The organism is Streptomyces sp. NPDC096013 (genome assembly GCF_044763565.1).
Taxonomy (GTDB): Bacteria; Actinomycetota; Actinomycetes; order Streptomycetales; family Streptomycetaceae; genus Streptomyces.
Window position 1 is genome coordinate 36,525 of sequence record NZ_JBIWGK010000024.1, and the last position, 25,552, is coordinate 62,076.

At 69.2% G+C, this 25,552-nt stretch carries 23 protein-coding genes and 1 pseudogene; 9 read left to right on the forward strand and 15 right to left on the reverse strand.

Going from position 1 to position 25,552, the window contains the following annotated elements:
• Positions 1-5 precede the first annotated feature (5 nt).
• The 5 genes and pseudogenes from ACIRB1_RS43425 to ACIRB1_RS43445 all read right to left on the reverse strand — a co-directional run bounded on the left by ACIRB1_RS43425 (position 6) and on the right by ACIRB1_RS43445 (position 6,656).
• A complete protein-coding gene (locus tag ACIRB1_RS43425) occupies positions 6-1,133 on the reverse strand; it encodes an enolase C-terminal domain-like protein (protein ID WP_403469501.1) in 1,128 nt (375 codons plus the stop codon).
• Positions 1,133-2,944: a thiamine pyrophosphate-requiring protein gene (locus ACIRB1_RS43430; protein WP_403469502.1), complete on the reverse strand. Its 1,812-nt coding sequence runs from the start codon at positions 2,942-2,944 to the stop codon at positions 1,133-1,135. Before ACIRB1_RS43430 ends, ACIRB1_RS43425 begins: the two co-directional genes overlap by 1 nt.
• A gap of 11 nt (positions 2,945-2,955) precedes the next feature.
• Complete coding sequence (locus ACIRB1_RS43435; protein ID WP_403469503.1) at positions 2,956-6,030, reverse strand: FAD-binding and (Fe-S)-binding domain-containing protein; 3,075 nt, start codon at positions 6,028-6,030, stop codon at positions 2,956-2,958.
• Positions 6,031-6,130: 100 nt separating this feature from the next.
• Positions 6,131-6,378: pseudogene (locus ACIRB1_RS43440) on the reverse strand (DJ-1/PfpI family protein); the annotation flags it as partial.
• A complete protein-coding gene (locus ACIRB1_RS43445) occupies positions 6,309-6,656 on the reverse strand; it encodes a hypothetical protein (RefSeq protein WP_403469567.1) in 348 nt (115 codons plus the stop codon). The pseudogene ACIRB1_RS43440 and the gene ACIRB1_RS43445, both read right to left, overlap by 70 nt.
• Positions 6,657-6,881: 225 nt before the next feature.
• Here ACIRB1_RS43445 and ACIRB1_RS43450 point away from each other — a divergent pair, with 225 nt between their 5' ends.
• The 4 genes from ACIRB1_RS43450 to ACIRB1_RS43465 all read left to right on the forward strand — a co-directional run bounded on the left by ACIRB1_RS43450 (position 6,882) and on the right by ACIRB1_RS43465 (position 11,744).
• The gene (locus ACIRB1_RS43450; RefSeq protein WP_403469504.1) at positions 6,882-8,282 is read left to right on the forward strand and encodes an amino acid permease; all 1,401 of its coding nucleotides are present in this window, start codon (positions 6,882-6,884) and stop codon (positions 8,280-8,282) included.
• A 730-nt stretch (positions 8,283-9,012) separates the two neighbouring features.
• Positions 9,013-10,692 (forward strand): chloride channel protein, encoded by a 1,680-nt coding sequence (locus ACIRB1_RS43455; RefSeq protein WP_403469565.1) that lies wholly within the window; start codon positions 9,013-9,015, stop codon positions 10,690-10,692.
• A 102-nt stretch (positions 10,693-10,794) separates the two neighbouring features.
• The gene (locus tag ACIRB1_RS43460; RefSeq protein ID WP_403469505.1) at positions 10,795-11,040 is read left to right on the forward strand and encodes a hypothetical protein; all 246 of its coding nucleotides are present in this window, start codon (positions 10,795-10,797) and stop codon (positions 11,038-11,040) included.
• A complete protein-coding gene (locus tag ACIRB1_RS43465; RefSeq protein ID WP_403469506.1) occupies positions 11,037-11,744 on the forward strand; it encodes a DUF4396 domain-containing protein in 708 nt (235 codons plus the stop codon). The genes ACIRB1_RS43460 and ACIRB1_RS43465 overlap by 4 nt, the downstream gene beginning before the upstream one ends.
• 77 nt (positions 11,745-11,821) lie before the next feature.
• On the opposite strand, the gene ACIRB1_RS43470 is transcribed toward ACIRB1_RS43465, so the two are convergent.
• The 3 genes from ACIRB1_RS43470 to ACIRB1_RS43480 are packed head-to-tail and all read right to left on the reverse strand — an operon-like array spanning position 11,822 to position 13,079.
• Positions 11,822-12,331, reverse strand: a complete 510-nt coding sequence (locus ACIRB1_RS43470; protein WP_403469507.1) for a hypothetical protein — start codon at positions 12,329-12,331, stop codon at positions 11,822-11,824.
• 43 nt (positions 12,332-12,374) lie between these two features.
• Entirely contained in the window at positions 12,375-12,893 is a 519-nt protein-coding gene (locus tag ACIRB1_RS43475; protein ID WP_403469508.1) for a hypothetical protein, read from the reverse strand.
• 3 nt (positions 12,894-12,896) lie between these two features.
• Positions 12,897-13,079 (reverse strand): hypothetical protein, encoded by a 183-nt coding sequence (locus tag ACIRB1_RS43480; protein WP_403469509.1) that lies wholly within the window; start codon positions 13,077-13,079, stop codon positions 12,897-12,899.
• Positions 13,080-13,165: 86 nt separating this feature from the next.
• On the opposite strand from ACIRB1_RS43480, the gene ACIRB1_RS43485 reads away from it, so the two are divergent.
• Both ACIRB1_RS43485 and ACIRB1_RS43490 read left to right on the forward strand, forming a co-directional pair.
• Complete coding sequence (locus tag ACIRB1_RS43485; RefSeq protein WP_403469510.1) at positions 13,166-13,939, forward strand: DUF4142 domain-containing protein; 774 nt, start codon at positions 13,166-13,168, stop codon at positions 13,937-13,939.
• A 117-nt stretch (positions 13,940-14,056) separates the two neighbouring features.
• Positions 14,057-14,797, forward strand: coding sequence for a DUF4142 domain-containing protein (locus tag ACIRB1_RS43490; RefSeq protein ID WP_403469511.1), 741 nt, complete (start codon positions 14,057-14,059; stop codon positions 14,795-14,797).
• Here ACIRB1_RS43490 and ACIRB1_RS43495 read toward each other — a convergent pair whose 3' ends face one another.
• The 3 genes from ACIRB1_RS43495 to ACIRB1_RS43505 form a co-directional block, all read right to left on the reverse strand.
• A complete protein-coding gene (locus ACIRB1_RS43495; protein ID WP_403469512.1) occupies positions 14,798-15,082 on the reverse strand; it encodes a hypothetical protein in 285 nt (94 codons plus the stop codon).
• 624 nt (positions 15,083-15,706) lie between these two features.
• Positions 15,707-16,243 carry a MarR family winged helix-turn-helix transcriptional regulator gene (locus ACIRB1_RS43500; protein WP_403469513.1) on the reverse strand — a complete coding sequence of 179 codons (537 nt, stop codon included), beginning with the start codon at positions 16,241-16,243 and terminating at the stop codon, positions 15,707-15,709.
• Between the two features lie 34 nt (positions 16,244-16,277).
• Positions 16,278-17,366 carry a PP2C family protein-serine/threonine phosphatase gene (locus tag ACIRB1_RS43505; protein ID WP_403469514.1) on the reverse strand — a complete coding sequence of 363 codons (1,089 nt, stop codon included), beginning with the start codon at positions 17,364-17,366 and terminating at the stop codon, positions 16,278-16,280.
• 169 nt (positions 17,367-17,535) lie between these two features.
• On the opposite strand from ACIRB1_RS43505, the gene ACIRB1_RS43510 reads away from it, so the two are divergent.
• Positions 17,536-18,027, forward strand: coding sequence for a nitroreductase family deazaflavin-dependent oxidoreductase (locus tag ACIRB1_RS43510; RefSeq protein WP_403469515.1), 492 nt, complete (start codon positions 17,536-17,538; stop codon positions 18,025-18,027).
• Positions 18,028-18,481: 454 nt separating this feature from the next.
• On the opposite strand, the gene ACIRB1_RS43515 is transcribed toward ACIRB1_RS43510, so the two are convergent.
• Positions 18,482-19,093, reverse strand: coding sequence for a hypothetical protein (locus tag ACIRB1_RS43515; protein WP_403469516.1), 612 nt, complete (start codon positions 19,091-19,093; stop codon positions 18,482-18,484).
• A gap of 222 nt (positions 19,094-19,315) precedes the next feature.
• Positions 19,316-19,921 carry a TetR/AcrR family transcriptional regulator gene (locus ACIRB1_RS43520; RefSeq protein WP_403469517.1) on the reverse strand — a complete coding sequence of 202 codons (606 nt, stop codon included), beginning with the start codon at positions 19,919-19,921 and terminating at the stop codon, positions 19,316-19,318.
• Positions 19,922-20,268: 347 nt separating this feature from the next.
• Between ACIRB1_RS43520 and ACIRB1_RS43525 the strand changes: the two genes are divergently transcribed.
• Both ACIRB1_RS43525 and ACIRB1_RS43530 read left to right on the forward strand, forming a co-directional pair.
• Complete coding sequence (locus ACIRB1_RS43525) at positions 20,269-21,468, forward strand: oxygenase MpaB family protein (protein ID WP_403469518.1); 1,200 nt, start codon at positions 20,269-20,271, stop codon at positions 21,466-21,468.
• Positions 21,469-21,577: 109 nt separating this feature from the next.
• Entirely contained in the window at positions 21,578-23,086 is a 1,509-nt protein-coding gene (locus tag ACIRB1_RS43530; RefSeq protein WP_403469519.1) for an MFS transporter, read from the forward strand.
• Positions 23,087-23,220: 134 nt separating this feature from the next.
• Here ACIRB1_RS43530 and ACIRB1_RS43535 read toward each other — a convergent pair whose 3' ends face one another.
• A complete protein-coding gene (locus ACIRB1_RS43535; RefSeq protein WP_403469520.1) occupies positions 23,221-23,355 on the reverse strand; it encodes a hypothetical protein in 135 nt (44 codons plus the stop codon).
• 550 nt (positions 23,356-23,905) lie between these two features.
• Positions 23,906-25,519 (reverse strand): MDR family MFS transporter, encoded by a 1,614-nt coding sequence (locus tag ACIRB1_RS43540; RefSeq protein WP_403469521.1) that lies wholly within the window; start codon positions 25,517-25,519, stop codon positions 23,906-23,908.
• Positions 25,520-25,552: the final 33 nt, after the last annotated feature.

The following is a 25,552-nucleotide window of genomic DNA, read 5'->3' on the forward strand; positions in this document are numbered from 1 at the left end:
CGCCGCTATCCGGTCCGGTACTTCTCCGCCTGTTCGGCGCGGAGGGTCAGACCGTGGCCGGGTGCGCCGTCGGCGCCTGGACGGATGCTGCCGCCGTGCGGGTCGAGGGTGCCGTCGAAGAAGAGGTCCTCGATGCGTGTGTGGTCGTGGAACCACTCCAGATGGCGCAGGTTGGGGATCGCGGCGGCCGCGTGCGCGTGGATGTGCGGGGCGCAGTGCCCGGAGAGTTCCAGTCCGGCGGCTTCCGCGAGGGCCGCCGCACGCAGCCAGACGGTGAGGCCGCCGCAGCGGGTGGCGTCGGCCTGGAGGCAGTCCACGGCTCCGGCGCCGAGCATCTGCCCGAAGTAGGCGAGGGTGTAGCCGTATTCACCGGCGGTGACCTCGGGGGTGATGGATTCCCGGATCGCCGCCAGCCCGGCCAGGTCGTCGGAGGAGACGGGCTCCTCGAACCACGTCACGCCGTGCTCGTCGAGGTGGCGGCCCATGCGGATCGCCTGTTTGCGGCCGTACCCGCCATTGGCGTCGACGTAGAACTCCGCGGCGTCGCCGATGGTGCGGCGGGCCTGCGCGATCCGTTCCCTGTCCCGCCGCTCGGCCCCGCCCCACGACTCCCCGATCTTGATCTTCACTCGGGGGATGCCCAACTCCTCCGTCCAGCCGCGCAGTTGACGGCCCAACTGGTTCTCGTCGTACGTCGTGAAGCCGCCGCTGCCGTACACGGGTACGTCGGTGCGGCTCGCGCCGAGCAGCCGTACCAGGGGCAGGTCGAGGAGACGGGCCTTCAGATCCCACAGGGCGATGTCGACGGCCGAGACGGCGCCGGCGATCAGGCCGGGGCGGCCGGCGTTGCGGACCGCCCGGTTCATCGCCTCGTTGGCGGCGGGCACGTCCCAGACGCTCAATCCCGTGACGACGTCGGCGAGTTGCTGCTCGACGACGTGGGCGGTCGCCGCCGCGCCGTAGGTGTACCCGAGTCCCGTGGCGCCGCCCCCGCTGACCTGGACCACGATCATGGTGGTCGAGTCCCAGGTCAGGGTGCCGTCGCCCTCGGGTGCGTCGGTGGGGACGGTGTACACGGCGGTGTCGACCCGGTCCACCGGCGGTTCGCCGCGCGTGCCGCTCTGCGGGGTCATCACTCCCCCGGCTCGTCCTGGCGCTGCTTGCCGCCGGGGAGCATCTCCTGGACCTTCGCCTTCAGGCCCTGGCGGATCATGCCCACCCGGTCGCTGTCGCCCTTGATGACGGCGGAGGCGGCGGCCTCGATCTGGTCGAGACTGGCGTGCGGCGGGATGGGCGGTACGGCGGGGTCGGTGCGGAAGTCGATGACGAACGGCCGGTCGGCGCCGAGCGCCTGTCGCCAGGCGTCCTCCACGTCTCCGGGCTTCTCGACCCGCATGCCGCCCAGCCCGATCGAGCGGGCGAAGTCCGCGTACGGCACATCCGGGAGCCCCTGGGAGGGCAGGAACTGCGGGGCGCCGGACATGGCCCGCATCTCCCAGGTCACCTGGTTCAGATCCTGGTTGTTGAGGACCGCGACGATCAGCCGGGGGTCTTCCCACTCGGGCCAGTACTTCGCGGCGGTGATGAGTTCGGCCAGGCCGTTCATCTGCATCGCCCCGTCGCCCACGATGGCCAGCGCGGGGCGGCCGGGGTGGGCGAACTTGGCGCCGATGACGTACGGCACCCCTGGCCCCATGGTGGCGAGCGTGCCGGACAGCGAGCCGCGCATGCTCCCGCGCATCCGCAGGTGACGTGCGTACCAGTTGGCGGCGGAGCCCGAGTCCGCGGCCAGGATGACGTCGTCCGGCAGCAGCGCGTCGAGGGTGTGCACGACGTGTTCGGGGTTGATCGGGTCCGCTTCGACGGCCGCGCGCCGCTGCATGACCTCCCACCAGCGCGCCGTGTCCTTCTCGATCTTCTGCCGCCACTTGCCGTGCTTCTTCGGCTTCAGCTGCGGCAGCAGCGCGCGGAGGGTCTCCTTCGCGTCGCCGACGAGGTTGACCTCGAAGGGGTAGCGCAGCCCGATCATGAACGGGTCGATGTCGATCTGGACGGCGCGGGCCTTGCCGAACTCCGGCAGGAACTGGGTGTAGGGGAAGCTGGAGCCGATGACCAGCAGGGTGTCGCACTCCTGCATCAGCTCGTACGAGGGGCGGGTGCCGAGCAGGCCGATCGAGCCGGTGACGTAAGGGAGGTCGTCCGGCAGGGCGTCCTTGCCGAGGAGGGCCTTGGCGACCCCGGCACCGAGTACGTCGGCGATCTCCTCCACCTCGGCGCGGGCGCCGCGCGCGCCCTGGCCGATCAGGATCGCGACCTTCTCTCCCGCGTTCAACACCTCGACGGCGCGCGCGAGTTCCGCGGTCGGCGGGACGGGCGCGGAGTGCGTCAGCCCGAGGCTGGAGGGGACCATCTTGAAGGCGTGGGTGGGCTCCGAGTACGTCAACTCCTGTACATCGGCGGGGATCACGATCGCGGTGACCGTGCGCTTTGCGTAGGCGGTGCGGATGGCGCGGTCGATGACGTTGGGCAGCTGCTCGGGGACGGTCACCATCTCGCAGTACTCCGAGGCGACGTCCTTGTAGAGGCTCAGCAGGTCGACCTCCTGCTGGTAACTGCCGCCCATGGCACTGCGGTTGGTCTGTCCCACGATCGCCACCACCGGGACGTGGTCGAGCTTCGCGTCGTAGAGACCGTTGAGGAGGTGGATCGCGCCGGGGCCCGAAGTCGCTACGCAGACGCCGACCTTGCCGGAGAACTTGGCGTAGCCGACGGCCTCGAACGCGGCCATCTCCTCGTGCCGCGCCTGCACGAATTTCGGCTTGTTGTCGGAGCGGCCCCATGCGGCGAGCAGGCCGTTGATGCCGTCGCCCGCGTACGCGAAGACATGCTCGACATCCCATTCACGCAGCCGCTGGAGAACGTAGTCGGACACCTTGATGGACACGGGAGTTCCTTTCATCGTGCTGAGGAGCGGTTGCGCAGCCAGTAGGTCCCGGCCACCGACGCGCCGAGGGCGACAGCTGCCGTGCCCGCCGCCAGCAGGCGGCCGTCTCGGGGCGAGCCCTCGGGCCGGTCGGCGAGCTTCTCGGGGTGGTCGGCGGGGAGGTGTTGGCCGTCCAGGGCGAGGGCCAGGGCCTCGGCCAGGTGCAGGGCGCGCCGGCCGGTGTCGCCCTGTTCGATCTGTGTACGGCAGCTGAAGCCGTCGGCGAGGACGAGTGCGCCGGGGTCGGTCTCCCGTACGGCGGGCAGCACCCCGTCTTCCGCCACGGTCATCGACAGGTCGTAATGACCCTGCTCGAAGCCGAAGTTGCCGGCCAGACCGCAGCAGCCGGCGTCCAGGACGTCGGCGTCGATCCCGGCGCGTCGCATCAGTTCGCGGTCGGCGTCGTCCTTGGTGACCGCGTGCTGGTGGCAGTGGGTCTGCACGGTCGCCGCCCTGGCGAGGGGCGGGGGCTGCCAGGTTTCCGGTGTGTGGTTGAGGAGTTGCTCGGCGAACGTCCTGAACTGCCCGGCCAGGCGCCGCACATCCTGGTCTTCGGGTAGCAGCTCGGGGGCGTCGGCGCGGAAGACGGCCGTACAGGACGGTTCGAGACCGATGACGGGGGTGCCCGCCTCCAGCCAGGGCCGCAGCACGTCGAGCGTGCGGCGCAACACCCGCTCCGCGGTGGCAAGTTGGCCGGTGGAGATCCAGGTGAGTCCGCAGCACACGGAGCGGGTGGGGACGGTGACGTTGAATCCGGCGTCTTCCAGGACCCGGACCGCGGACTTGGCGACGTTCGGGTGGAAGTAGGTGCTGAAGGTGTCGGGCCAGAGCAGGACGGTGCGCGGGTCGGCCGGATCGGGGTCGGGAGTGCCGCGCGCCTGCCACCACTGCACGAAGGACTGCTCGGCCAATACAGGTGCGTCACGTTCGGCGGCCACGCCCGCGAGGCGCTTGCCGAGCGCGGCGATGCCGGGTGCGCCGAGCGCGGCGTTGACCAGGCGCGGTGCCACGCGCGAGAGCCGGGCCCACACCGGGAGCCAGCCCATGGAGTAGTGCGCGGCGGGCCGTAGTCGTCCCTCGTAGTGGTGGGAGAGGAACTCGGCCTTGTAGGTGGCCATGTCGACGCCGACCGGGCAGTCGGACTTGCAGCCCTTGCAGGCCAGGCAGAGGTCCAGGGCGTCGCGGACCTCGGTGGAGCGCCAGCCGTCCGTGATCGCGGAGTCCGCGTGGCCGTCGAGCATCTCGAACAGCAGCCGGGCCCGTCCGCGCGTGGAGTGCTCCTCTTCTCCGGTCGCCCGGTAGGAGGGGCACATCACTCCGCCTGCGTGCGTACGGCAGTTGCCGATGCCGACGCAGCGCAGCACCGCCCGGCCGAAGGAGTGGTCGTCGTCGGGGTAACTGAAGTGCGTGTCATGGCTGTTGGGGCGCCACAGGGGTCCCAGGCGCAGGTTCTCGTCGACGCTGTACGGGTTGACGACCTTGCCGGGGTTCATCCGGTTGTCCGGGTCGAACAGGGCCTTCATCTGTCCGAAGGCGGTCACGACCGACTCCCCGTACATGCGCGGCAGCAGTTCGCCGCGTGCCTGTCCGTCGCCGTGCTCGCCGGAGAGCGAACCGCCGTAGGAGGCGACCAGATCGGCCGCCCGGAAGAGGAACTCCCGGAAGTGCGTGACCCCTTCGGCGGTGGTGAGCTCGAAGGGGATGCGGGTGTGCACGCAGCCCTGCCCGAAGTGCCCGTACAGGGAGGGGTGGTCGTAGCCGAAGTCGGCGAAGAGCTTCTTCAGGTCGCGCAGATAGTCGCTGAGGACCTCGGGCGCCACGGCCGAGTCCTCCCACCCCTCCCAGGTCTCCCGGCCGTCCGGCGGCCGTGCCGTGACACCGAGTCCGGCCTCGCGTGCCTTGAGCATCTTGCGTTCGCGCGCCGGGTCGTCGGAGAACGTGACCGTCGGATCCTTCTCGTCGCGTCCGAGCGCCCGGAGCAATTCCCGTCCCTGGTCGTCGACTTCGGCCTGGCTGTCCCCGGTGAACTGGAGCAGGAGCCAGCTCTCGCCCTCCGGAAGTTCGTTCAACGAGTCGAGGTAGGCGCCCTCTTCGCGCATCAGCTGGGCCATCCGCCCGTCGAGGGCCTCCAGTTGGGTCGGGCTGCTGTGCTCGAGCAGCCGGGGCACGTCGTCGGCCGCTGTGCAGATGTCGTCGTAACCGAGGACGAGGAGGGCTTCGCAGGGCGGCAGGGGGACGAGGTCGAGTTCGGCGCGCAGGACCGTGACGAGGGTGCCCTCGCTGCCGACGAGCGCGCGGGCCACGTCGAAGCCGTTCTCGGGCAGCAGCGAGTCGAGGTTGTAGCCGGAGACGCGGCGCGGGATGCGGGGGAATCCGCGCCGTACGTCAGCCATCGTGAGGTCGATGATCTGCCGTAGCCCCTGGTGGATCTCGGCGACCCGTCCGCCGGCGGCGACGATCTCGGCGTACTCCTCGTCGGTCGTGGGGCCGACCCAGCAGCGGGTGCCGTCGTAGGTGAGGATCTCCAGGCGCCGGACGTTGTCGACGGTCTTGCCGTAGGCCTGGGCGGAGCCGCCGCAGGAGTTGTTGCCGATCATGCCGCCGAGGGAGCAGTGGCTGTGGGTGGACGGCTTGGGGCCGAACTGAAGCTGGTGGTCGGAGAGGTGGCGGTTGAGTTCGTCGAGCACGATGCCGGGTTCGACGAGGCAGGTACGCCGTTCGGGGTCGATGGAGAGCACCTTGTGGCAGTACTTCGTCCAGTCGATGACCACGGCGATGTTGGTGCACTGGCCGCCCAGGCTCGTCCCGCCGCCCCGGGAGAGCACCGGCGCCCCGAAATCGGCGCAGACCGCGACCGCTTCGGCGCCGGCGTCGATCGTGCGGGGGACGACGACCCCGATGGGGACCTGCCGGTAGTTCGAGCCGTCCGTCGCGTAGGCGCCCCTGCTGCCCGCATCGAAGCGCACCTCGCCGTCGACCCGCTCGCGGAGCGCCCGCTCCAGAGCACGCCTGTCCAGCGGCGACTCCGATCCACGTGCCTCGCTCACCTACTGCTCCCCTCAACGATGGCCCCGACCGGGAGGACCGCTCGGACGCAACCGGTCGAGTGCCCCTTGATCGAGGCAGCTAACGTCCGGGGCCGACGCGTCAGACCTCGATGCCGGCCTTCGCGAACTCGGTGAGCAGGGCTTCGCAGAACGCCTTCAGATCGTCCGGCTTGCGACTGGTGACCAGCGTGTTGGACCCCTGGTCACAGACGTGTACCTGTTCGTCAACCCAGGTCCGCCCGCGTTGCGGATGTCCGAGCGCAGACTCGGCCACGAGGTCAGTGTGCGGCCCGAGAGCACGCCCGCCTCGACCAGCGTCCACGGCACGTGGCAGATCGCGGCGACCGGGAACGGGCGAACCGGCCGTAGTCGAGCCGCGCGCGACACCGGCCGTCGTCGTCCAGGAAGGCCGCCTCGGCGACCGGATAGCCCAGCTCTTCCAGCCAGGGCAGCACGCCCATGGCCTCGGCCGCGGCGTAGCCCGGTCCGAAGAAGTCGATCATGTATCCCTCGGTGCGGGGCTGCTGAGCCTGATCCAGGACTACGATCTCCCAGCCGAGCATGCTGTGCAGGCGGCCGGCCAGCGACAGCCCGGCGATACCGGCTCCGCAGATCACTGCTCTCATCGATGCGTTTCGCCTCTCCACTCCCTGGGCGTTCATCTCTCCCCCACTTTTGCATTATGCAAAGCTCGGGGCAAGAAGGTCCTGTCCGGGCCACCCGGAGGCGGGGAATCTTGATACTTCCCTAACGCCTCGCTGACGGTCTCCTGACGTATTGTCATGAGCGGTGTGCCGGGAAGACGGGTCGGCGAAGTGTCCTGAACGAACCATCCCCAGGAAGGTCTTCGCGTGACCTCGTCAAAGCCGACCGCTGCCGTCGCGACAGCCCCGCCCCTCGCTGAGCGCGGCCGTGGCCCGCGCCGCTCCGTTCTCTTCTTCGGTTTCGCCTTCGCGGTGATCGCCGACCCGGTCTCCTCCGTCGCGTACGCGATCGAGGCCGCGCTGCGTGCCCTGCACGGGGATCTGGCGCTGCTGCTGCCGACGATGAGCCTGGTCGTCGGGCTCGTCGTGGTCGTCACCGCCAACTACTGGCAACTGGTACGGCGCTTCCCCAAGGGCGGTGGCGCGGCGGCGGCGGCCGGTCGGGCCTTCGGGCCGCGCTGGACCTTCCTGCCCATCGGCGCGCTGGTCGTGGACTTCGTGCTGACCATCGGTATCTCGATCTCGGCGGCAGCCAGCGCGGTGATCGCCCTGTTCCCGGGGCTGGCCGCGTGGCGCATACCGCTGGCCATGGTGCTGCTCGTCGTGGTGGCCGGGCTGACCTGGTTCGGGCACGGCGGTCGACTGCTGTTCGCCGTCATGACCGTCGCGTTCGTCGTCATCTCCGTGGCCGTGCTGATCCTGGGCTTCACCTCGCCCCACGCCACCGGCCACGCCGCTGCCGCCACGGACCCCGGCCGCTCGGCAGCACTCGCGGTGGTCCTGGCCTTCCCGGTCGCTATGGCCCTGGCCACCGGCATCGAGGCGCCGTCGACCGCCATCGCCCAGCTCGGCCAGCTCGACGACACCCACCGCCGCCGCTTCGGCCGCGGCACCCTCGCACTGCTGGTCGTGATCGTCGGCGGCCTGACCCTGGCCCTGACCGCACTCGCTGTCCACCTGCACGTCGGCATCCCAGCCACCGACTCCACCCAGATCGCCGACATCGCCCACGCCGCAGCCGGACCGGGCCAGCTCTACGGCGCCTTCCAGCTGACCAGCTCACTGCTGCTGCTCGCCGCCGCCAGCTCCTCCTTCCAAGCCGGACCCGGACTGCTGAAGGCACTGTCGGGCACGGCCGAACAGCCCGGGGTACTGCCCCCGGTACTCGGCCGGACCAACCGGCACCACACCCCGTACTGGTCGGTCGTCGTCTACCTCGCCGCAGCCGCGCTGATCATCGTCGCCGCCGCGGGCCAGGAGCAGGAACTGGTCCTGTTCTACGCCGTCGCCGTGTTCGTCAGCTTCCTGGTGGGGCTGATGGCCATGGCCCGCTTCGCCACCCGCGAACAGAAGACCGTCCTTGCCTGGGTCAACGGCCTGGCCGCCGGGGCCGTCGCCTTCACCCTCGCGGTGAACCTGCTGCGCGGCTGGCCCCTGCTCTCCCTGGCCGCCACCCTTCTCATCGCGGCCGGACTGTACGTCCGGTGGACACGGGCAGGGCGCCCCAGCGGCATCGAGGACGTCGAGACGCATGCCGAAGCGAACTGACACCCGTAGGAAGGGAAGCCACTGCCGGCCCAGACGACGTAGACCGGCCAGGCGACGTGGCACACCCGGTACTGGCTGACTGAGCCGAGGAACACCCCTCCGAGAAGAGCATCCCGGCGATGGCGCCGCGCTGGTGGCTTCCGGCGACCAGCAGGCTGCCCCCCTGGCCGCCCCGGTCGGCTCCGCCGCCGGATGGCCTTCGACGGCCTGGGGGTCGACCGGTACGCCCGGATGCTCCCCCAGGTACTCCTTGACCGTGACCCGTAGCTTCCGGCGGGTCTGTATCCCGAAGTCCGCGTCGGAGCAGTCGCGGGCATGCCGTAGGTCGCAGCCATCCGCCCCGCTTGCGCAGGGCGCAGCCGCTCACCGGTCAGTCCCGCCTGGCGGGACGCTCAGCACAGGAACCGCCCGGCCCGTCTCGGCCCCGTCGACACTCACCACGATGAGCGTGGGGACACCTGGCTGTTCACTGTTCATCGCCCGCGTCTCGTGCTTTCACCCACTCTCCCCCGACCCAACCTGAACCTGCCGGGCCCTTCGGCCCCGATCGGCAGACTACGGCCGGTGACGCGCACCCTTGACTCGTTTTGCATAATGCAAAGGTGGGAAAGGGGCAGCGATGAGCGCCATACCGGCAACGACTGACGGGAAGTACGTGTCCATCAGCACAACCAGTGGTTTCACACCCGCACCGAGGCTCGCGGGACTGCGCACCGCCCCCTGGGGCCTGATGGCGCTGGCCGTGGCGGTCGGCGCCGGAGCCGGAGCGGGCTCGGTCGTCTTCCGCTGGTGCATCAGGACGTTCACGCGCCTGTTCTCCGGTCATGCCGACTACGCGGCAGCCCCCGGCGCGAGCAATCCGCACGTACCGTGGCTGGGCCCGTACTTCGTGCTCCTTGCGCCGGTGGTCGGCGGTCTGCTGTACGGGCCGCTGGTGAACCGGTTCGCCAAGGAGGCGCGCGGGCACGGGGTGCCCGAGGTGATGCTGGCCGTCGCCCAGCGCGGCGGGCGGATCAGCCCGAAGGTCGCCGTCGTCAAGACCCTCGCCTCCGCTCTGTGCATCGGCTCGGGCGGTTCGGTGGGCCGGGAGGGACCGATCGTGCAGATCGGCTCGGCGCTCGGCTCCACCCTCGGCCGGGTGACGCAGGTGACCGAGGGGCGGATGAAACTGCTGGTCGCATGTGGTGCGGCGGCCGGTATCGCGGCCACTTTCAACGCACCGCTGGCCGGTGTGTTCTTCGCCATGGAGCTGATCCTGGGCACCTTCACCGCCGAAGCCTTCGGTGCCACCGTGCTGGCCAGCGTGACGGCGAGCGTCATCGGGCGGGCCGCGTTCGGTGACGCCGCCTTCCTGAGCCTGCCCGACTTCCATGTCGACCACCTCGCCCAGTACGGGCTGTTCGCCGCGCTCGGCGTCGGTGCCGCTGTGGTGGGGGTGGGCTTCTCGCGGTTCCTGTATCTGATCGAGGACGCCTGCGACTGGGTCTGGCGGGGCCCGGAGTGGCTGCGTCCGGCCGTCGGCGGGCTGGCCCTCGGGGCGCTCCTGCTGGCTCTGCCGCAGATGTACGGCGTCGGCTACCCCGTGCTGCAGAAGGCGACCGAAAGCCATTACGCCGTCGGATTCCTGCTCCTGTTGCTCGCGGGCAAGATGCTCGCGACCAGCCTGACCATCGGGATCGGCGGCTCGGGCGGGGTCTTCGCCCCCAGCCTGTTCATCGGGGCGATGCTGGGCTCGGCGTACGGCATCGGTGTCCACCACCTGCTGCCCCACTCCGCCGGCGCGGTCGGCGCGTACGCACTGGTCGGCATGGGCGCCGTGTTCGCCGGCGCGGCCCGCGCACCGATCACGGCCGTGGTCATCCTCTTCGAGCTCACGGGCGAGTACTCGATCATCCTGCCGCTGATGCTGGCGATCGTGCTGGCCACCGCCACCAGCCGCCTGCTGACCCGAGACACCATCTACACCCTGAAGCTGCGCCGTCGCGGCATCGACCTCGAAGGCCCCGCCCCTGGCGCCCGGATCGGCACCCAGCACGTCGGCGCCGTGATGGAACCGCTGCCCTCCCCCCTGGCCACCTCCACGGCGCTGGCAGACGCCGCCGATCTGCTGAGCCTGTCCGGGCATGGCGCCCTTCCGGTGATCGACGACTCAGGCGCCTACGCAGGGGTCGTCACCGCACAGGCGGTGGCCGAGGCCCTCGCCGAACAGCCGGAGGACGCCCCGACCCAGGTCGGACAGCTCGCCGAACCTCCCGCCGCTGTCACCGCAGATCAGCCCTTGGCTCAGGCCCTGCACGCGCTGCTGTCGGCCGCCGGAACCGGCGTTCCGGTCCTCGACTCGGAGCACGGCAAACCGGTCGGCTGGCTCAGCCACCAGAGCGCGCTGCGCGCGGTACACGCGGCCCCCTGACGGTGCCCGACCCCGCGCTGCCGAACCCGACATTAACTTTTGCACTATGCAAAACTGGATACACGGGGTTTGACGCCCGAATCATCACCAATGAGGTGGTTCATGCATACAGACCATGTCCAGCGCCCCTACTCGTTCGTGTGCCTCGACTGCGGCCACGGCTGGGAGGACACCTACGACATCGACGTGACCGTGGACGAAGAGGCACAGATCAACGCCGTCTACCACCTCGACGGCAGGCGGGTGCCGTCACCGCTGCAGTCGCCCCGCTGCCCCTCCTGCGAGAATCGCAAGATACGCATCATGCGGCCTGGGCGCGTGGCGACCGCCCGCCTCCACGAGAAGTGATCATCACGGAACCCCATCACCAGCCTCCGATCTGGCTGGAGATGCTCGGCTGGGCCGGCCTGGCCGGGGCGAGCGCTGTGGCGATCGCGGCGGACATGGCACTGCGCGGCTACCGCCAGCAGATGTGGATCATGCATCTGGTGTACCCGGTCACGGCCTTGTACTGGGGTCCGGCCGCCCTGTGGTTCTACCTCCCTCATGGTCGGCGCACCTGCCGTCCGGTGATCGAGCGGGAGGGCGAGCCGGATCCGGAGAAGCTGCCTGAGTGGGTCACGTCCGTCAAGACCGTCAGCCACTGCGGCGCGGGCTGCGTCCTGGGCGACCTCGGCGGCGAGTGGCTGGTGCGGGCGACCGGCCTGACGATCGCGGGCAAGGCTCTGTACCCCGACTTTCTCCTGGACTTCGCCTTCGCCTGGCTGCTGGGCAGCGGGTTCCAGTACTTCACCATCGCCCCCATGCGTGACATCGGCCCCGCTCAGGGCCTATGGACGGCGGTCAAGGCCGACACGTTCTCCATCGTCGCCTTCCAGATCGGCCTGTTCGCCAGCATGTGGGGCTACCAGGTGATCCTCTTCACCCCAGGACTGGCGAAGACCACGGCCTCGTACTGGCTACTGATGCAGCTCGCCATGATCGTGGGCTTCTTCACGGCCTGGCCGGTCAACGGCTGGCTGGTCCGCGTCGGCTGGAAGGAGCGGATGTAACTCACCCCCTGAGAGCCCCGTGGGTTCAGGGAAACTGAAGCCTGTTCAACGGGAACTCGCGGGTCGGTTCGTGCGCATCAGCTGGGCGTGTCCGTGGGTTCGGCGGGAACCGTGGGGTGGGTCACGAGGCGGCGGGCTTCGGTCGTGACCTCGGTATCGACCTGGTCCACGGTCCTGTCGTCGTATTCGAGGACGTCGTACTCATCGTCGAGTTCGGCGAGCCGCTCAGTCAGGGGCAGCTCATGTCCGTAGCGCTGGTGAATCCGGAAAGTGAACTCCCGAGGCGTGAGCTCGCCGGCGAGCATGCGGCGTGCGAGGGCTCGGGCGGCGGCTCCTTTGCCGGCCTCGCTGGCGATCGGATAGAAGGTGAGGCCGAGTTCGTCGAGTGCTGCGGGAAGCAAGTCGTGGACGTCGTAGTCCGCCTCGGCGCGCGTGCAGGCGGCGAGGATTCGAAGGCCGGGAGTGTCGAGTCCGGCGACGAGCGCATCACAGGCGGCATTGACGACGTCGCTGGCGCGGATTTCCCCCATGCTCCAGAGGGCGGCATGGTCCTTTAGAGCGATTGCTGCTGCTTCGGTCGACGTCACTCGCTCATGATTCCCTTCACGGTGCGTCCCGGTCGAGCGGGTTTCATCGAAGCTGCTGTTCAGCGGCCTGTTCCAACAGGGCTCGTGCGGAGGCCGCGTAATGCATGGCGGTCTTCTCGTCGAGCCCGAACACCTCGGCGAGGTGGAGCGGGTCGGGCCCGTGAGTCAGGGCCTCTTCGAGTTGTCGGTCGACGCGGAGCCGTTCCAGCGTCGCGTCCTGTCCGCGCATCGCGGCGCTGATCCAGTGGTTGCTGGCGCGGCTGGTCTTCGTAGCGGTCTGGTTGTTGATCAGTAGGTGGAGGTTCGCGGTGTTCGGCCATCGGCGGCGCCGGTGTTCCAGCCAGTCCAGCAGCAGCTTCAAGGTGAGGTCGTCAAGGGGGCGGGCGCGTCCGGCGATGGTCAGGCGACGGTTGCCGAGGCCGACATCGTCGAGCATGAGGGTGGCGATCAGGGCGACTCGGGCGGCGTGGACCGCCGCGAAGGCGAGGATGAGCCGCGTCGCCGGGGTGGTGGCCGCGGCGACGGAGCGGTCGACCTGCTCGGGGACGAGCGGTTGCAGCACGGCCTACTCGTACTGCCCGACCTTGATCCGACTGGTGGGGTTGCGGAAGATCAGGCCGTTCCGCTTGGCCCATGTGAACAGCGAGCGCAGGGCGACGAGTTGGTCGTGGCGCTGGTGGCCGTGCAGTGTCTTGATGTAGGTGAGGACGTCGTCGCGGGTAACTTCCCGCAGGACACGAAATGGCATAGTGCAATCTTTACCTGGAGCAAGGGTTTTCTTTCCGTTGCGGACCCGTACCTGCCGACGTACCGCTGTCCGCTCCAGGAGGCACGATGCCCATCTCGCGCAGCACGCTCGGAACCGTCTTCGTGGGCGGCGCTCTGAGTGTCACGCTCGCCGCTCTGGCCTACCCGAGCATGCTCGGGGTGCAGAACACGTCCAGCAATCCATCCCGCATCATCGCCAACACCCAGTGGGGTCCGCTCACCGAGGCCGACCGCAACTTCGTGGTCTTCGTGCGCTCCGCCGGACTGTGGGAAGGCCCCTCCGGGGATCTGGCCATGCAGAGAGGGACGACCGCGGCCGTGCGCGAGGCCGGCCGGCATCTGGTCATCGGGCACGCCGCACTCGACGCCTCCTGCCGGAAGATCGCCCCCGAACTGAACATCACCATCCCCAACCAGCCCACCCCGCAGCAGCAAGGCTTCCTGGACAAGTTCAAGTCGGACACCGGAAAGCAGTTCGACACCGACTTCGCCAACACCCTGCGCATCACCCACGGCTCGATCTTCAACACCATCGCCAAGATCCGCTCCACCACCGAGAACACCCTCGTGCGCGCACTGGCCGACCAGGCCAACGACGTGGTCCTGGACCACATCACCCAGATGGAGAAGACCGGGCTGGTCAACTTCGACCAGGTCAACTTCCAGGAGACGACCCCGCCGAAGCTGCCCGCCAGCCAGGTCACACCACCGGTGCCGCAACCGGGAGCACCCCTGGTCACCCTCACCGTGCCCCCCGGACTGCCGACCGCCGGAGTACCGACAGGCCCGGCGGACCCTGCCGCGGCACCCTCACCGTCCGCCTCCCCCACCACCGGATGACGTCAACTATGTGACGCACTCCATATGACGGCATGCAAAATTTACTCAGAGCAATGATCGGACCGGCCGGCCTGTCCGTACCCCCTGGCGTGCGAGCCGCTCTCACTTGGAGGCCGCATGCCCATCTCCCGCAACACGGCAGGAACCGCCTTCGTGGTCGGTGCCCTGGGCGTGACTCGCAGCGCCCTCGCCTACCCCGCGATGCTCGGCGTGCAGAACACCTCCGGCATCCCCTCACGCATCATCGCCAGCACCCGCTACGGCCCGCTCACCGAGGCCGACCGCGACTTCGTCGTCAAGGTCCGTTCGGCCGGACTGTGGGAGTACCCGCTGGGGGAAATCGCGCTGAAGAAGGGCTCCACGGAGGAGATGAGGGAAGCCGGCCGACATCTGATCGTCGGCCATGCCGGCCTCGACGAGCTGTGCCGCAAGATCGCCCTTGAGCTGAACATCACCCTTCCCAACCAGGCCACCCCTCAACAGCAGCAGTTCGTGGCGACTTCCGCCGCCCAGTCGGGCACCCAGTTCGACACCACCGCCGCCAACATCATGCGCGTCACCCACGGCCAGATCTTCCCGGCCATCGCCAAGATCCGCGCCACCAACACGAACACCATGGTCCGCGCTCTCGCCGACCTCGCCAACGAGACGGTCCTGGATCACATCACCGTGCTGGAGAAGACCGGCGTGGTCAACTTCGACCAGGTCAACTTCCAGCAGAGCACCCCGCCCAAGCTCCCCAAGGACCAGGTGACCCCGCCCCCGCCGCAGGCAGGCGCACCCCTCGTCGCACTCACCTCCCGCCCCGACCTGAACGTCAACACCGCCTCGCCCGCACCCACCCCGACGGCTGGATGATCAACAGTTCGCGACGATGCCCCGCCCGGGAGACGCCAAGGCGATGGAAAGCACGGAGAGCCGGTAGGAGCGGACGGCGGCGATCACGCTCGCGGCCACGAGGATCACGGCCCACGGAGCCAGGCCGCGCAGCAGCCCCGGCACAGCGGACCCCGTCTGCGCACCGCGCGGGGATACCCGTCCCTCGGGGTCGGACACGACTGCGAGCGCGTCTCCGGGCCGGGTGGCTTCTCCGCAGCCGCGCCAGATGCGGGCCTTGAGGGGGCTGCCGTCGCGGTCCGGCACCGAACACAAGAGAGGGCGTGCCCGCCTGTGGCCGCCCGGTCTTCGACGGAAGTCACCACCACGGACTGCACGTGCCCCCGCTCGGCCAGCACTACCCCGGCCGCTGCTTCCGGGGCCTGGAGAGCGAGACACACATCGAGCAACGCGACGATGCCGATCAGCGCACGTCCGGCCCTCACGACGGACAGATAAACGCTCAACGACCCAGTACACACCAGGCTCGCCTCTTCATCGGCCAACGAAGGTCGCCCCGACCACGCCCCGAAGAGCACGGTACCGACGATCAGCCCGGCACCGAGGCCCCCGGCCAGGAGCCCCTCCCCCACGAGCCACCAGGTGGCCGCCCGACGAACTCCGCCGGGCCCCACACCATGGCGCGCAAGTACGCCGTCAGGTGACGTTCGGACGAGGACGAGTGGTGACCTCTCAGGGGCACGCGTCTCATACCGCCGTACTCTTCCCGTCCGTCGGCGGCCGTTCATTCCGTCGCTCGGAGGAACACCCGCGACCGGACACCGGCCCGTCGCGCGTGTTGCCGCGGCAAGACAGGGGAGTTGACGTTCACGGTTTCCTTGGGCCCAGAACACCGCCGTCCGGGAATCGTGACGAGCGGCCGGGGAGCCGTCAGGTGTCGTGGGCCGTCACGCCGTCGACGACCCAGCCGAGAGGATATGGTTCAGGGTCGTCCAGGGCGGGAGCAGAGGGTTCGCCCCCCGCCTTGTTGAAGGCGCCCAGGGCCTCGACGAGCGCCAGACGCTGAATCGGGGAGAGCCGCTCGACGATGGCGACGATCTCGGAGCGGCGCCGGGCGGTGACGTCCTCGACCGTGCGCCGACCCTCCTCGGTGAGCTGCAGCAGCGTTTCGCGGCGGTTGCCGGGATTGGTCTGCCGGTCGGCGAGACCGGCCGCGATCAGCCGGTCCACCATCCGCATCGCCGTGGACGGTGCCACCTGCAGCAGGTCGGCCAGGGTCACCAGCTTGGTGGCGCCACGAGTGGACAGCACGACCAGCATCCGGAACTGGGGCAGCGTCACCCCTTCCTCGACGGCGGCGAGCGAGCGGGCCGAGACCGCCACCAGCAGCCGGGACGCGGTCAGCACCGCTCGGGTGACCGCATCGACGTCGTCCATCGCCCCCGCGGGGTTCTCACGCTCCTGCATGCGTCCTTTCTACCTTGCCAAAGGTGATGCCCCCTCACCCGATGGGAACAGATTTTCCTTCCCCATGACCGTGGTAGCGCAGCAGGAGCATCGCGGCATCATCGTGGAGCGGCCCTGCGACATGGCGCACCAGGTCCTCGCGCAGCGCCTCCAGGGCGTGGCCCGCGTCGGATTCCTTGAGCAGGCCCGCCATCTCAGCGAGAGGGTAGAAGGAACCGTCCGCGTCCCGGGCCTCGGTGACACCGTCGGTATACAACAGCAGCTGCTCGCCGGGGGCGAAGTCCACCCGATACGACTGCGGCCCTTCCGTGCCATGGGCACCGAGTCCCAGAGGGAGGGCGTACACGGGCGGCTGCGGGAAGTCGACCGTGCCGTCCTGGCGTACGACCATGGGAGCCGGATGACCGTAGTTGAGGAATACGACCTCACCGTCCGAGCCGATCTCGGCAAGAACCGTGGTGACGAACTTCTCGCCCTCCAACTCCCGGGACACGCTGCGCTCCAGACGCTCCCCCAGCCCGACCAGGTCGACTTCGTCGTGCGCCGCCTCCCTGAAGGCGCCGAGGACCACGGCGGCCGTCTCCACCGCGGCCAGCCCCTTGCCCTGCACGTCTCCCACGATCACTCTGATCCCGTGCGGCGAGGCCACCATCTCGTACAGGTCCCCGCCGATACGCGCCTCCGCGACCGCAGATGTGTAGGACACCGCCGCCCGTAACGGGCCCGCGGTCGTCGGCACCGGCCGCAGCAGCACTCGCTGAGCCACCTCCGCGATCAACCGGACACTGGCCAGTTCCGCCTCCCGGCGCGACCGCGTCACCGCAGCCGCGATACCCACCCCCGTCACACCCGCCACCGAAGCCATGGCGGTGAACCCCCGGCGCTCCTCGAACAGCCCGTCGTACATCCCGAGCGCCACACACACGAGCAGAGCCAGCGCACCGATCAGCGTCGTACGCCGCCACCCGCCGACCAGCCCGGAGAACGCCGGCCCCAGCGAGACCAGCGGCAGGAGTCCCACCCCGGGACCGGCAACGACGTCCACCCCTGCCACCACAACTATCGCCGCCACCGGCATCCAGGACAGCACCGCAGAACTCTGCGTCGACTTCTGCCCGTTCATGCGTCCTCCAGAGAAGTTCCAGCGCACGAGAGCCGTCTGATCCCTTGTGGCACAGACACCCCTCCCCTCATTTAGGCTATGCAAAGGTTCGCGCGATGAAGACATTCACGGCCCAGCCTTTTACCCAACAGAGGCCGGGAGCCGACAAGTCCGACGCCGGAAGGGAAAGATGCCCCACAGACCTACTTCACCAAAACGCCCCCAACTCCCCATCGGCTGGCGGCGGTTACTTGCCCGCCTGCCGATACCGCTCTTCCGCTGCGGCCTGGGCTGGATCTTCCGAGGTCGGCTGCTCCTGCTGCATCATGTGGGCCGCATCACCGGACTCGACCGCCACGTGGTCCTGGAGGTGGTGGAGCGCGCACCGGACAAGAGCAGCTGGACCATCGCGTCCGGCTTCGGTCCGCAGGCGGCCTGGTACAGCAATCTGCGCGCGGAACCCAAGACGTTCATCATGGCGGGCACCCGCCATCACGCGGTCACGGCCCGCTTCCTCACACCGGACGAGGGCGCCGAGATCATGGCCCGCTACGCGCGTTGTCATCGACGGGCCGCACGACGCCTCTGCGCGTTCATAGGCCTGTCACCCGACGGCACCGACGGTGGATTCCGAGAGGCCGGCCGGAGCATCCCCTTCGTACGTCTGGACGCCGGCCCCTGAACCCGGCCACCGTGAAGCCAGGGCACCGCGCCGGTTCAACTCCAGGCCAAGGCCACCCCAAGACCTGGCGACAGATTTTGCACTGTGCGAAAATCTCACTCGGGGACCTGGTCGGCGGTGGATGTCACCCAGCAGCCTCGGCAACGGTTGAGCGGACCGTGGTCTGCACGTGGAGCATTCGGCTCGGCTCCCCCGTGGCGTTGTGCGCTGTCCTGCGGCCTTCACCGGTTCTTGCCGCTGGCCCGCACGGCAAGCCGGTGATCCCATCGGTAGCCTGCACCTGTTGGGTGCCACTTCTCTGCGACGCTTTTGACTAGACGGTCCAGATCATCGCAGGTGGGAGGCACCCTTATTCTGTCGGGGCGTCAAGTCACGGCCGCGGCTGAATATATGAGGTTGGGCGGTGGCTTGATGGTGTCGGCGCCAACCGGTCCAGTGCAGGACGTGTTCGCGGTCACGGGCGGGTGGTGGCAGAACGAGGCCGCGCAGGAGACGTACGAATTCCGGGCAGGCCGGGGGGACCAGCCGGACGGGCCTCGCGCTGACGGTGGTGCCGGGCGTCAAGGCGTGCAGGGTCAGTGCGAGGACGGCGGCGGCGATCTGGGAGAACGGCGACCAGCGCATCCAGGAGTTCCAGCAGGTGACCTGGACCTGGTCCAGGCCGGGTGAAGCCCTTCGCGAGCTGGAAGGTTTCCTCGATCTTCCAACAGCGGCAGATGATCTCCACGAGGGTGCCGAGGGCGACGTCGCCCGGTGCCCAGCGGCGGAAGTAGGAGGTCTCGCCGGTGTAGCGGTAGCGGCGGGCGACGAGCACACTCGTCCTGTCCGGCTGTCGTGCACCGTCCGGGGTGTCGTCGGCGCGGATGTCCAGCCAGGCCCAGTCGTACTCGCGTCTGCCCTTGGCCCCGTCACCGGTGGATCGGCGCATCCAGTGCCTGCGGCGGAGGCGATCTGCGAGGTCCCGCCGATGGATGCCCAGATGGCGACGAATGCCGACCGCCGCCGCGAGCCCGGGCCGGCCGGCGTCCTCGCAGGCGTCCCCCAGGACCGTCCGGGGCGTCGGCAACGGTCTCCGCGAAGCTCACCGGTTCGAGATCGTCTTCCGCCATACCCTCGGCGGGAAGAAGGGCGTCGATCCACGCCATCGCCGCTCGCTCCGTCCGTTCCCCCGCAGAGGCGGCAGGGCCGACCCTTCTCGTCGTTCCTCGAATCGTCCCGTCCCGCAGTAAGCACCTGGGGCCCGGCGCGAGCAGGTTCAGGAAGTCCGGCGGGCGGGCCCTGAGCCCACTCAGCGGGACCCGGTCGCGCCCGTCGCCAACAGCCCGTTGAGCACGAGCGTCGCCAGCGCATCCGCCGTGGCCGTGAGCTGTTGCGACGAGGCGACCTCGGGCCTGCCCAGGCGCTGTGCCAGGGGACCTTCCACCATTCCCGAGACGGGCGGAATGACGGCGAAGAACAGCACGTCCATCGGGATGGGCGCCATGCGTCCACAGGCGACGAGCCGCTCGATGCTGGGCATCAGGAGCTGCAGGGTCGGATCGATGAAGCGCTCGAACAGGTAGTCCAACCGCTCGGTGTCCCGGGAGGACTCGTCGACGAAGATGCGTCCGATCAGCGGCGTGTCCACCGCGCCCCGGTAGAAGCCGGCGATGATCTGCCGAAGCCGCTCGGCGTCTTCGGCCCCGGCATCCCCCTGTGGCAGGCGCGCCAGCTGCGCACCCAGCGCATGATCCACCACCGCACGCCAGAACGCCGCCTTCGACCCGTACCGGTCGTTGATGAAGTTGTGGCTGACGCCCAGGCGGCGGGCCAGTTCGCGGGCGGAGGCACGGTCGTAGCCCAGTTCCGCGAAGGCCTCGAGACCTCGCTGCAGGATGCTCTCCTCCCCGGGCACCGAAGGAGTGCCGGCCCCGGGGCGCCCGGGCCTTCTGACGGACTCGGCTCGTACTTCCATCACTGCCTCCATGACTGCTTGCTCGTGCCTGCGCGGCGTGCGCCTCACAGGTGCCTGCGGCGGTGAGTCCTCACGCTCTTCCCGGTAAGCCCCTTCCCCGCCTGCCGTGCGGGGCTGCCCGCGGCCCGGCCCTGGGCCCACGGAAATCAGCTTACTTGACACCCGTCAGATTCCCACTAATCTGACGAGTGTCAGAAAGCATTTCCGGACACCCTGTCTTCCCGACCGACTCGCGAAACAGCGTGCGTCCGACGCCCCGGTCGCACCCTCTCGGAAGTGAGAGCCACATGACCACGAACCACACCCCCTACATAGCCTCCGAACAAGTGACCGACCTGGAAGCGGTGGACCGCCGGCACTCCATGAAGGCCCACCGCATGGCGTGGCTGCTCACCGCCGGGGATCCGCTCGCCGACGCCGCCATCGCCGAACTGGACCTCTACGGCACCCGGGCACGGCAGGCTCTCGACGTCGGCCTGAGGAAAGGCCTGGCGGGTCTCGGCGGGCGGCCCCCCGAAGCCATCGCCGCGCTGCTCAAGCAGGTGGAGGCAACCCCTTCCCAGGTCGACCCCCTGATGCTCCACCGCGGCGACGTCGTGAGCCTGTCCGTCCCGCCCCTCTGGTACAGGCTCTGTGCGATCACCAGCGCGCTCACCTACACCTGTGCCTCCCCGGCCACCGCACGGCTGATGGTCCGCACCAGGCCGACGCCGACCGTTTCACACTGGCTCGTGGAGACCGGGCTGTGGGCTCGGCAGATCATCCAGCCGGGAGGACTGCTCCACGGAGGGCCGGGATACGTGGCCATCGTCGAGGCACGACTGCACCAAGCCCGTATGCGGGCCGCCGCCCTGGCGGACTGGGATACGGGCGTCCCGGGTCTGCCGATCGGTCAACTGGACACGGCACGCACCTGGCTCGGCCTCACCCTCATCGCCTACCAGGCCCTGGCCGCAGTCGGCATCGACATCACCGGCGAGGAAGAGCGACGCCTCTACCAGTACTGGGCGCACGTCGCCCATCTCCTCGGGCTCGACGAGACCCTGTACAGGGACATCGCCGACCACGCCGACGCCCGACGCCTGCAGCACCTGCTGGACGCCATGCCGCCCACGCCCGACGGCAACTCACGCACTGCTATCGCCGCGATGGTCGACGCGCAGGCCCACGCGACAGCTCACGCGCCGGGCGCGGTCCTGTCGCAGCATCAGCTGCAGGACGTCATCCGCAGCGTCCTCCGGCGGTCCCTCGGGAACACGGCAGCAGACCGCCTGGGCATCGCTGACGTCCCGGCTCCGGCCGACCTCACGCCGCTGATCAGCACCTTGAACCGACAGGCCCGGTACTGGCAGACCTTCTCCCCCGCCTCGGCCCAGGCGGCTCGGCGGCAGGCCGCCGATGAGCCCCGCCCCGAATCCGACCCGACCGCGGCCGTTGTTCCTCTCGGTGTCGCTTTCCAGCGTCGCGCAGGTACGCCGGCGGCCTGACGGCACTCGGTCACCGACCGCATCACGTGGCGAGCTCCAACGAAGCAGCCGTCCGCATCGCACCACCACACCTTCCCGCCCCTTGACCACTTCGTCTGGAGACTCCGTCATGCCCCAAACCTCCACCGATGGACCGAGCACGGCCACCGTGTCCCCGCTCCCGTCCCCCGACCCATCGCCCCGCCACCGCTGGTGGATCCTCGCCGTCATCGGCGTGGCCCAGCTCATGGTGGTACTCGACGCGACGATCGTGAACATCGCCCTGCCCTCGGCCCAGAAGGACCTGGGCTTCTCCGACGGCGACCGGCAATGGGTCGTCACCGCCTACGCCCTCGCCTTCGGCAGCCTCCTCCTGCTCGGCGGCCGCATCGCCGACCTCTTCGGCCGCAAGATCACCTTCCTCGTCGGACTGGTCGGCTTCGCCGGCATGTCCGCTCTGGGCGGCGCCGCCGCCAGCTTCGAGATGCTCGTCGTTGCCCGCGCCGGACAGGGCCTGTTCGGTGCCCTGCTCGCACCGGCAGCGCTGTCTCTTCTGACCACGACCTTCACCGACGCCAAGGAACGCGCCAGGGCCTTCGCCGTCTACGGCGCCATCGCCGGCGCCGGCGGCGCCATCGGCCTCCTGCTCGGCGGCGTCCTCACCGAATACCTCGACTGGCGCTGGACCCTCTACGTCAACGTCGCCTTCGCCACCATCGCATTCGTCGGTGGTGTCCTCCTGCTCCAGCGGGCCGTCCGGGACAAGTCCGCCAAGATCGACATCCCCGGCGCCATCCTGGTCGGCAGCGGCCTGTTCTGCATCGTCTACGGCTTCTCCAACGCCGAGTCCCACGACTGGAGCTCGGTCCAGACCTGGGGCTTCCTGGTGGCCGGCGCTGCTCTGCTTGCCGCGTTCACCCGGTGGCAGACCAAAGCCGCGCACCCCCTGCTGCCGCTGCGCGTGCTGCTCGACCGCAACCGCGGCGCATCCTTCATCTCCGTACTGATCATCGGCGCGGGCATGTTCGGTGTCTTCCTCTTCCTCACCTACTACCTGCAGCAGTCACTGGGCTACACCCCCGTCAAGACCGGCCTGGCATTCCTGCCGATGATCGCCGGACTGATGGTGGCGTCGACCCTCGCCACCACAGTCCTCATCCCCCGCATCGGCCCGAAGCCGGTGATCCCGCTCGGCATGGGCATCGCGGCCGCAGGCATGATCTGGCTCACCGGCCTCGACCTCAACAGCACCTACGCCGCCCACATCATGCCCCCGCTGATCATCGCCGGCATCGGCATGGGCCTGATCATGGCCCCCGCCATGAGCCTCGCCACCGACGGCGTCGCCACCGAGGACGCCGGCGTCGCCTCCGCCGCGGTCAACACCATGCAGCAGGTCGGCGGCTCCATCGGCACCGCTCTGCTCAACACCCTCTTTTCCAGCGCCGTCACCAACTACATCGACGGCAAGAACCCCAAGGACCCCATGGTCATGGCCCAGGCCAGCCTGGAGGGCTACTCCACCGCTTACTGGTGGTCCGCCGTCTTCTTCGCCGCAGGCCTGATCATCACCGTCCTCCTGTACCGCCGCGGCGCCCCGGTCCACAACCCCGACGCGGCACCCGTCGTACACATGTGACGCCCGAGCGGGGGCGCACCGTGCATGAGTCCCTGCCGGGCAGTCGGCCGGCCTGCGACTTCATCGGCCACCCAAGGGCCGTACCGATCCGCTATTTCGGATCGGTACGGCCCTTCCGGTGATGATCGAGGAGCTCAGGCGCCGGTGAGGATCTCGATGGCCGCCCCGCTGGATGCCAGCGCTTCCGCCAGGCCGTGGACCACCCAGTCCGACGTGGAAAGGTAGTCGCTTCCATAGAGGATGGGGTCGGTGTCCCTCAAGGTCAGCAAGCGGCAATTAGGTGCTCGCCCAAGCGGGCAACGGCAAGTCCCTCACGGTACGGGTCACCAACGAATACCCGCTGCCCTGCACACCCGTTGCTCCCGCGCACCTCGACCTCAGCGAACAGGCCTTCGCCGAACTCGCCGACCTCAGGGTCGGTCGACTCCCCGATCACAGAGAGCCTGGTGAGCCCGGGTTCGGTCGGCGCCCTCTACATCAGGCACGAGCCCGGCTCCAGCGCGTAGTGGTGCGCCATCCAGGCGATCGGCCCCACCGGAACCCGGTCGCTCGGCTGGAGGTTCGCGCCGTGAGCGGCTGGCGGCAGTTGCCCCGGACCGCATCCAACTACTTCGTGTCGGCCGAAGGCAGCGGGTGCGGCAGCTCGATCAGAATCGCGGACATCTCCGGGGAACGGCTGACGGTCGACGGAATCGCGGTGCGGCCCAACGTCGTGCAACCGACCGGACATGCCGACGGGCGAGGGGCTGCCGAGCCGCCTCGCCCGCCAGGCGCGCTGTGCCGCTCAACTGCTTCCCGAGACGCCGGGAGAGACCGCTCTCACTTGCTGGCCAGGGGTGCCGCGTCCGCACTCTGCGGGCCGCTCTCCCCGGGCCTCGTCCGCACGGCGTCCGCAGCGGGGCCGCTGCCGTCGGCAAGCTGCTTGTCCGGGAGAAACAGGGCGAGCGCGAAGCCGAGGACGAACACCGGGGCCAGATAGCGGAACACTGGTGTCAGTGCGTGCTGGTAGGAAAGGATCACCGCGTCCTGGATATTCTGAGGGAGCGAGTGCACCAGGGCAGGGGTGAGCGAGTGCGCGTCGCCCACCGCGCCGGTGGCGTCGGCGGGCAGCCGCGCGGCGAGCTGCTCGGTGAGGCGGTGGGTGAACACGGAGCCGACGGCCGCCGTGCCCAGTGTGGCGCCGATCTCGCGGAAGAAGTTGTTGGCGGAGGTCGCGGTGCCCACGTCGGAGGCGGGGAAGTCGTTCTGCACGGCCAGCACCAACGGCTGCATGGTCAGACCGAGACCGGCGCCCAGCACGAACACGTAGACGCAGACCAGCACTAGCGAGGTCTCCGTGTCGAGGGTGGACATCAGGAGGGCGGCCGTTGCGACGGCGACGGTGCCGATGATCGGCATTGGCTTGTACCGCCCGGTGCTGCTCATCAGCCGTCCGGACGGGATGGCGGTGGCCATGATGCCGACCACCATGGGGATGAGCAGGAGACCGGACTCGGTGGCGCTGACGCCGTAGACCATCTGCAGATACGTCGGCAGGTACCCGATGATGGCGAACATGCCGATGCCGATGACCAGGAGTCCGATGAGGGTCGCGGTGTTGAAGATCCGGCTGTGGAACAGCCGCAGGGGGATGATCGGCTCCTTGGCGTGCCGTTGCGAGAGGAAGAACAGCACCCAGGCGAGCACGCCGCCGGCGATCATGCAGAGGATGACTGGGTCGGACCACCCGTAGTCGGTGCCTCCCCACTCGGCCACCAGCACGGTGCACGCCACGGCGGCCGCCATGAGGGCGAAGCCCATGTAGTCGAAGGCCACCTCGACGGTCCGGCGCGGCAGGCGCAACGCCAACACCCCCACCGTCAGAGCCAGCACGCCGACCGGCAGGTTGATCCAGAAGGACCAGCGCCAGCCGACGCTGTCGGTGAACCAGCCGCCGAGCAGCGGTCCGGCGACGGAGGAGAGGCCGAAGACGGCCCCGATCGGCGCCATGTACTTGGCGCGCTGCCGGGGCGGTACCAGGTCGGCGATGATCGCCTGCGAGGTGATCATCAGCCCGCCGCCGCCCAGCCCTTGGACGGCCCGGCCGATGATCAGCATCGTCATGTTCTGTGCCGAGCCCGCCACCACGGATCCGGCGAGGAAGACGCCGATGCCGGCGAGGAACAGCGTCTTGCGGCCGATCAGGTCGCCGAGGCGGCCGTAGACGGGCATGGCGATGGTGGCCGCGAGGATGTACGCGGTGGTCACCCATGCCATGTGGTTCACACCGTGGAGTTCTCCGACGATGGTCGGCAGCGCCGTGCTGACGATCGTCTGGTCCAAGGAGGAGAGCAGCATGGCGGCCATGAGGGCGGCGAATATGAGGCCGAAGTTGCGCGGGGTGCCGAAGGAGTCCTGCTCCTGCGGCACCCCGGCCTGGGTCGGGTCGTTCAAGGTGGACTCCAGAGAGGGAAACAGGGAGCACAG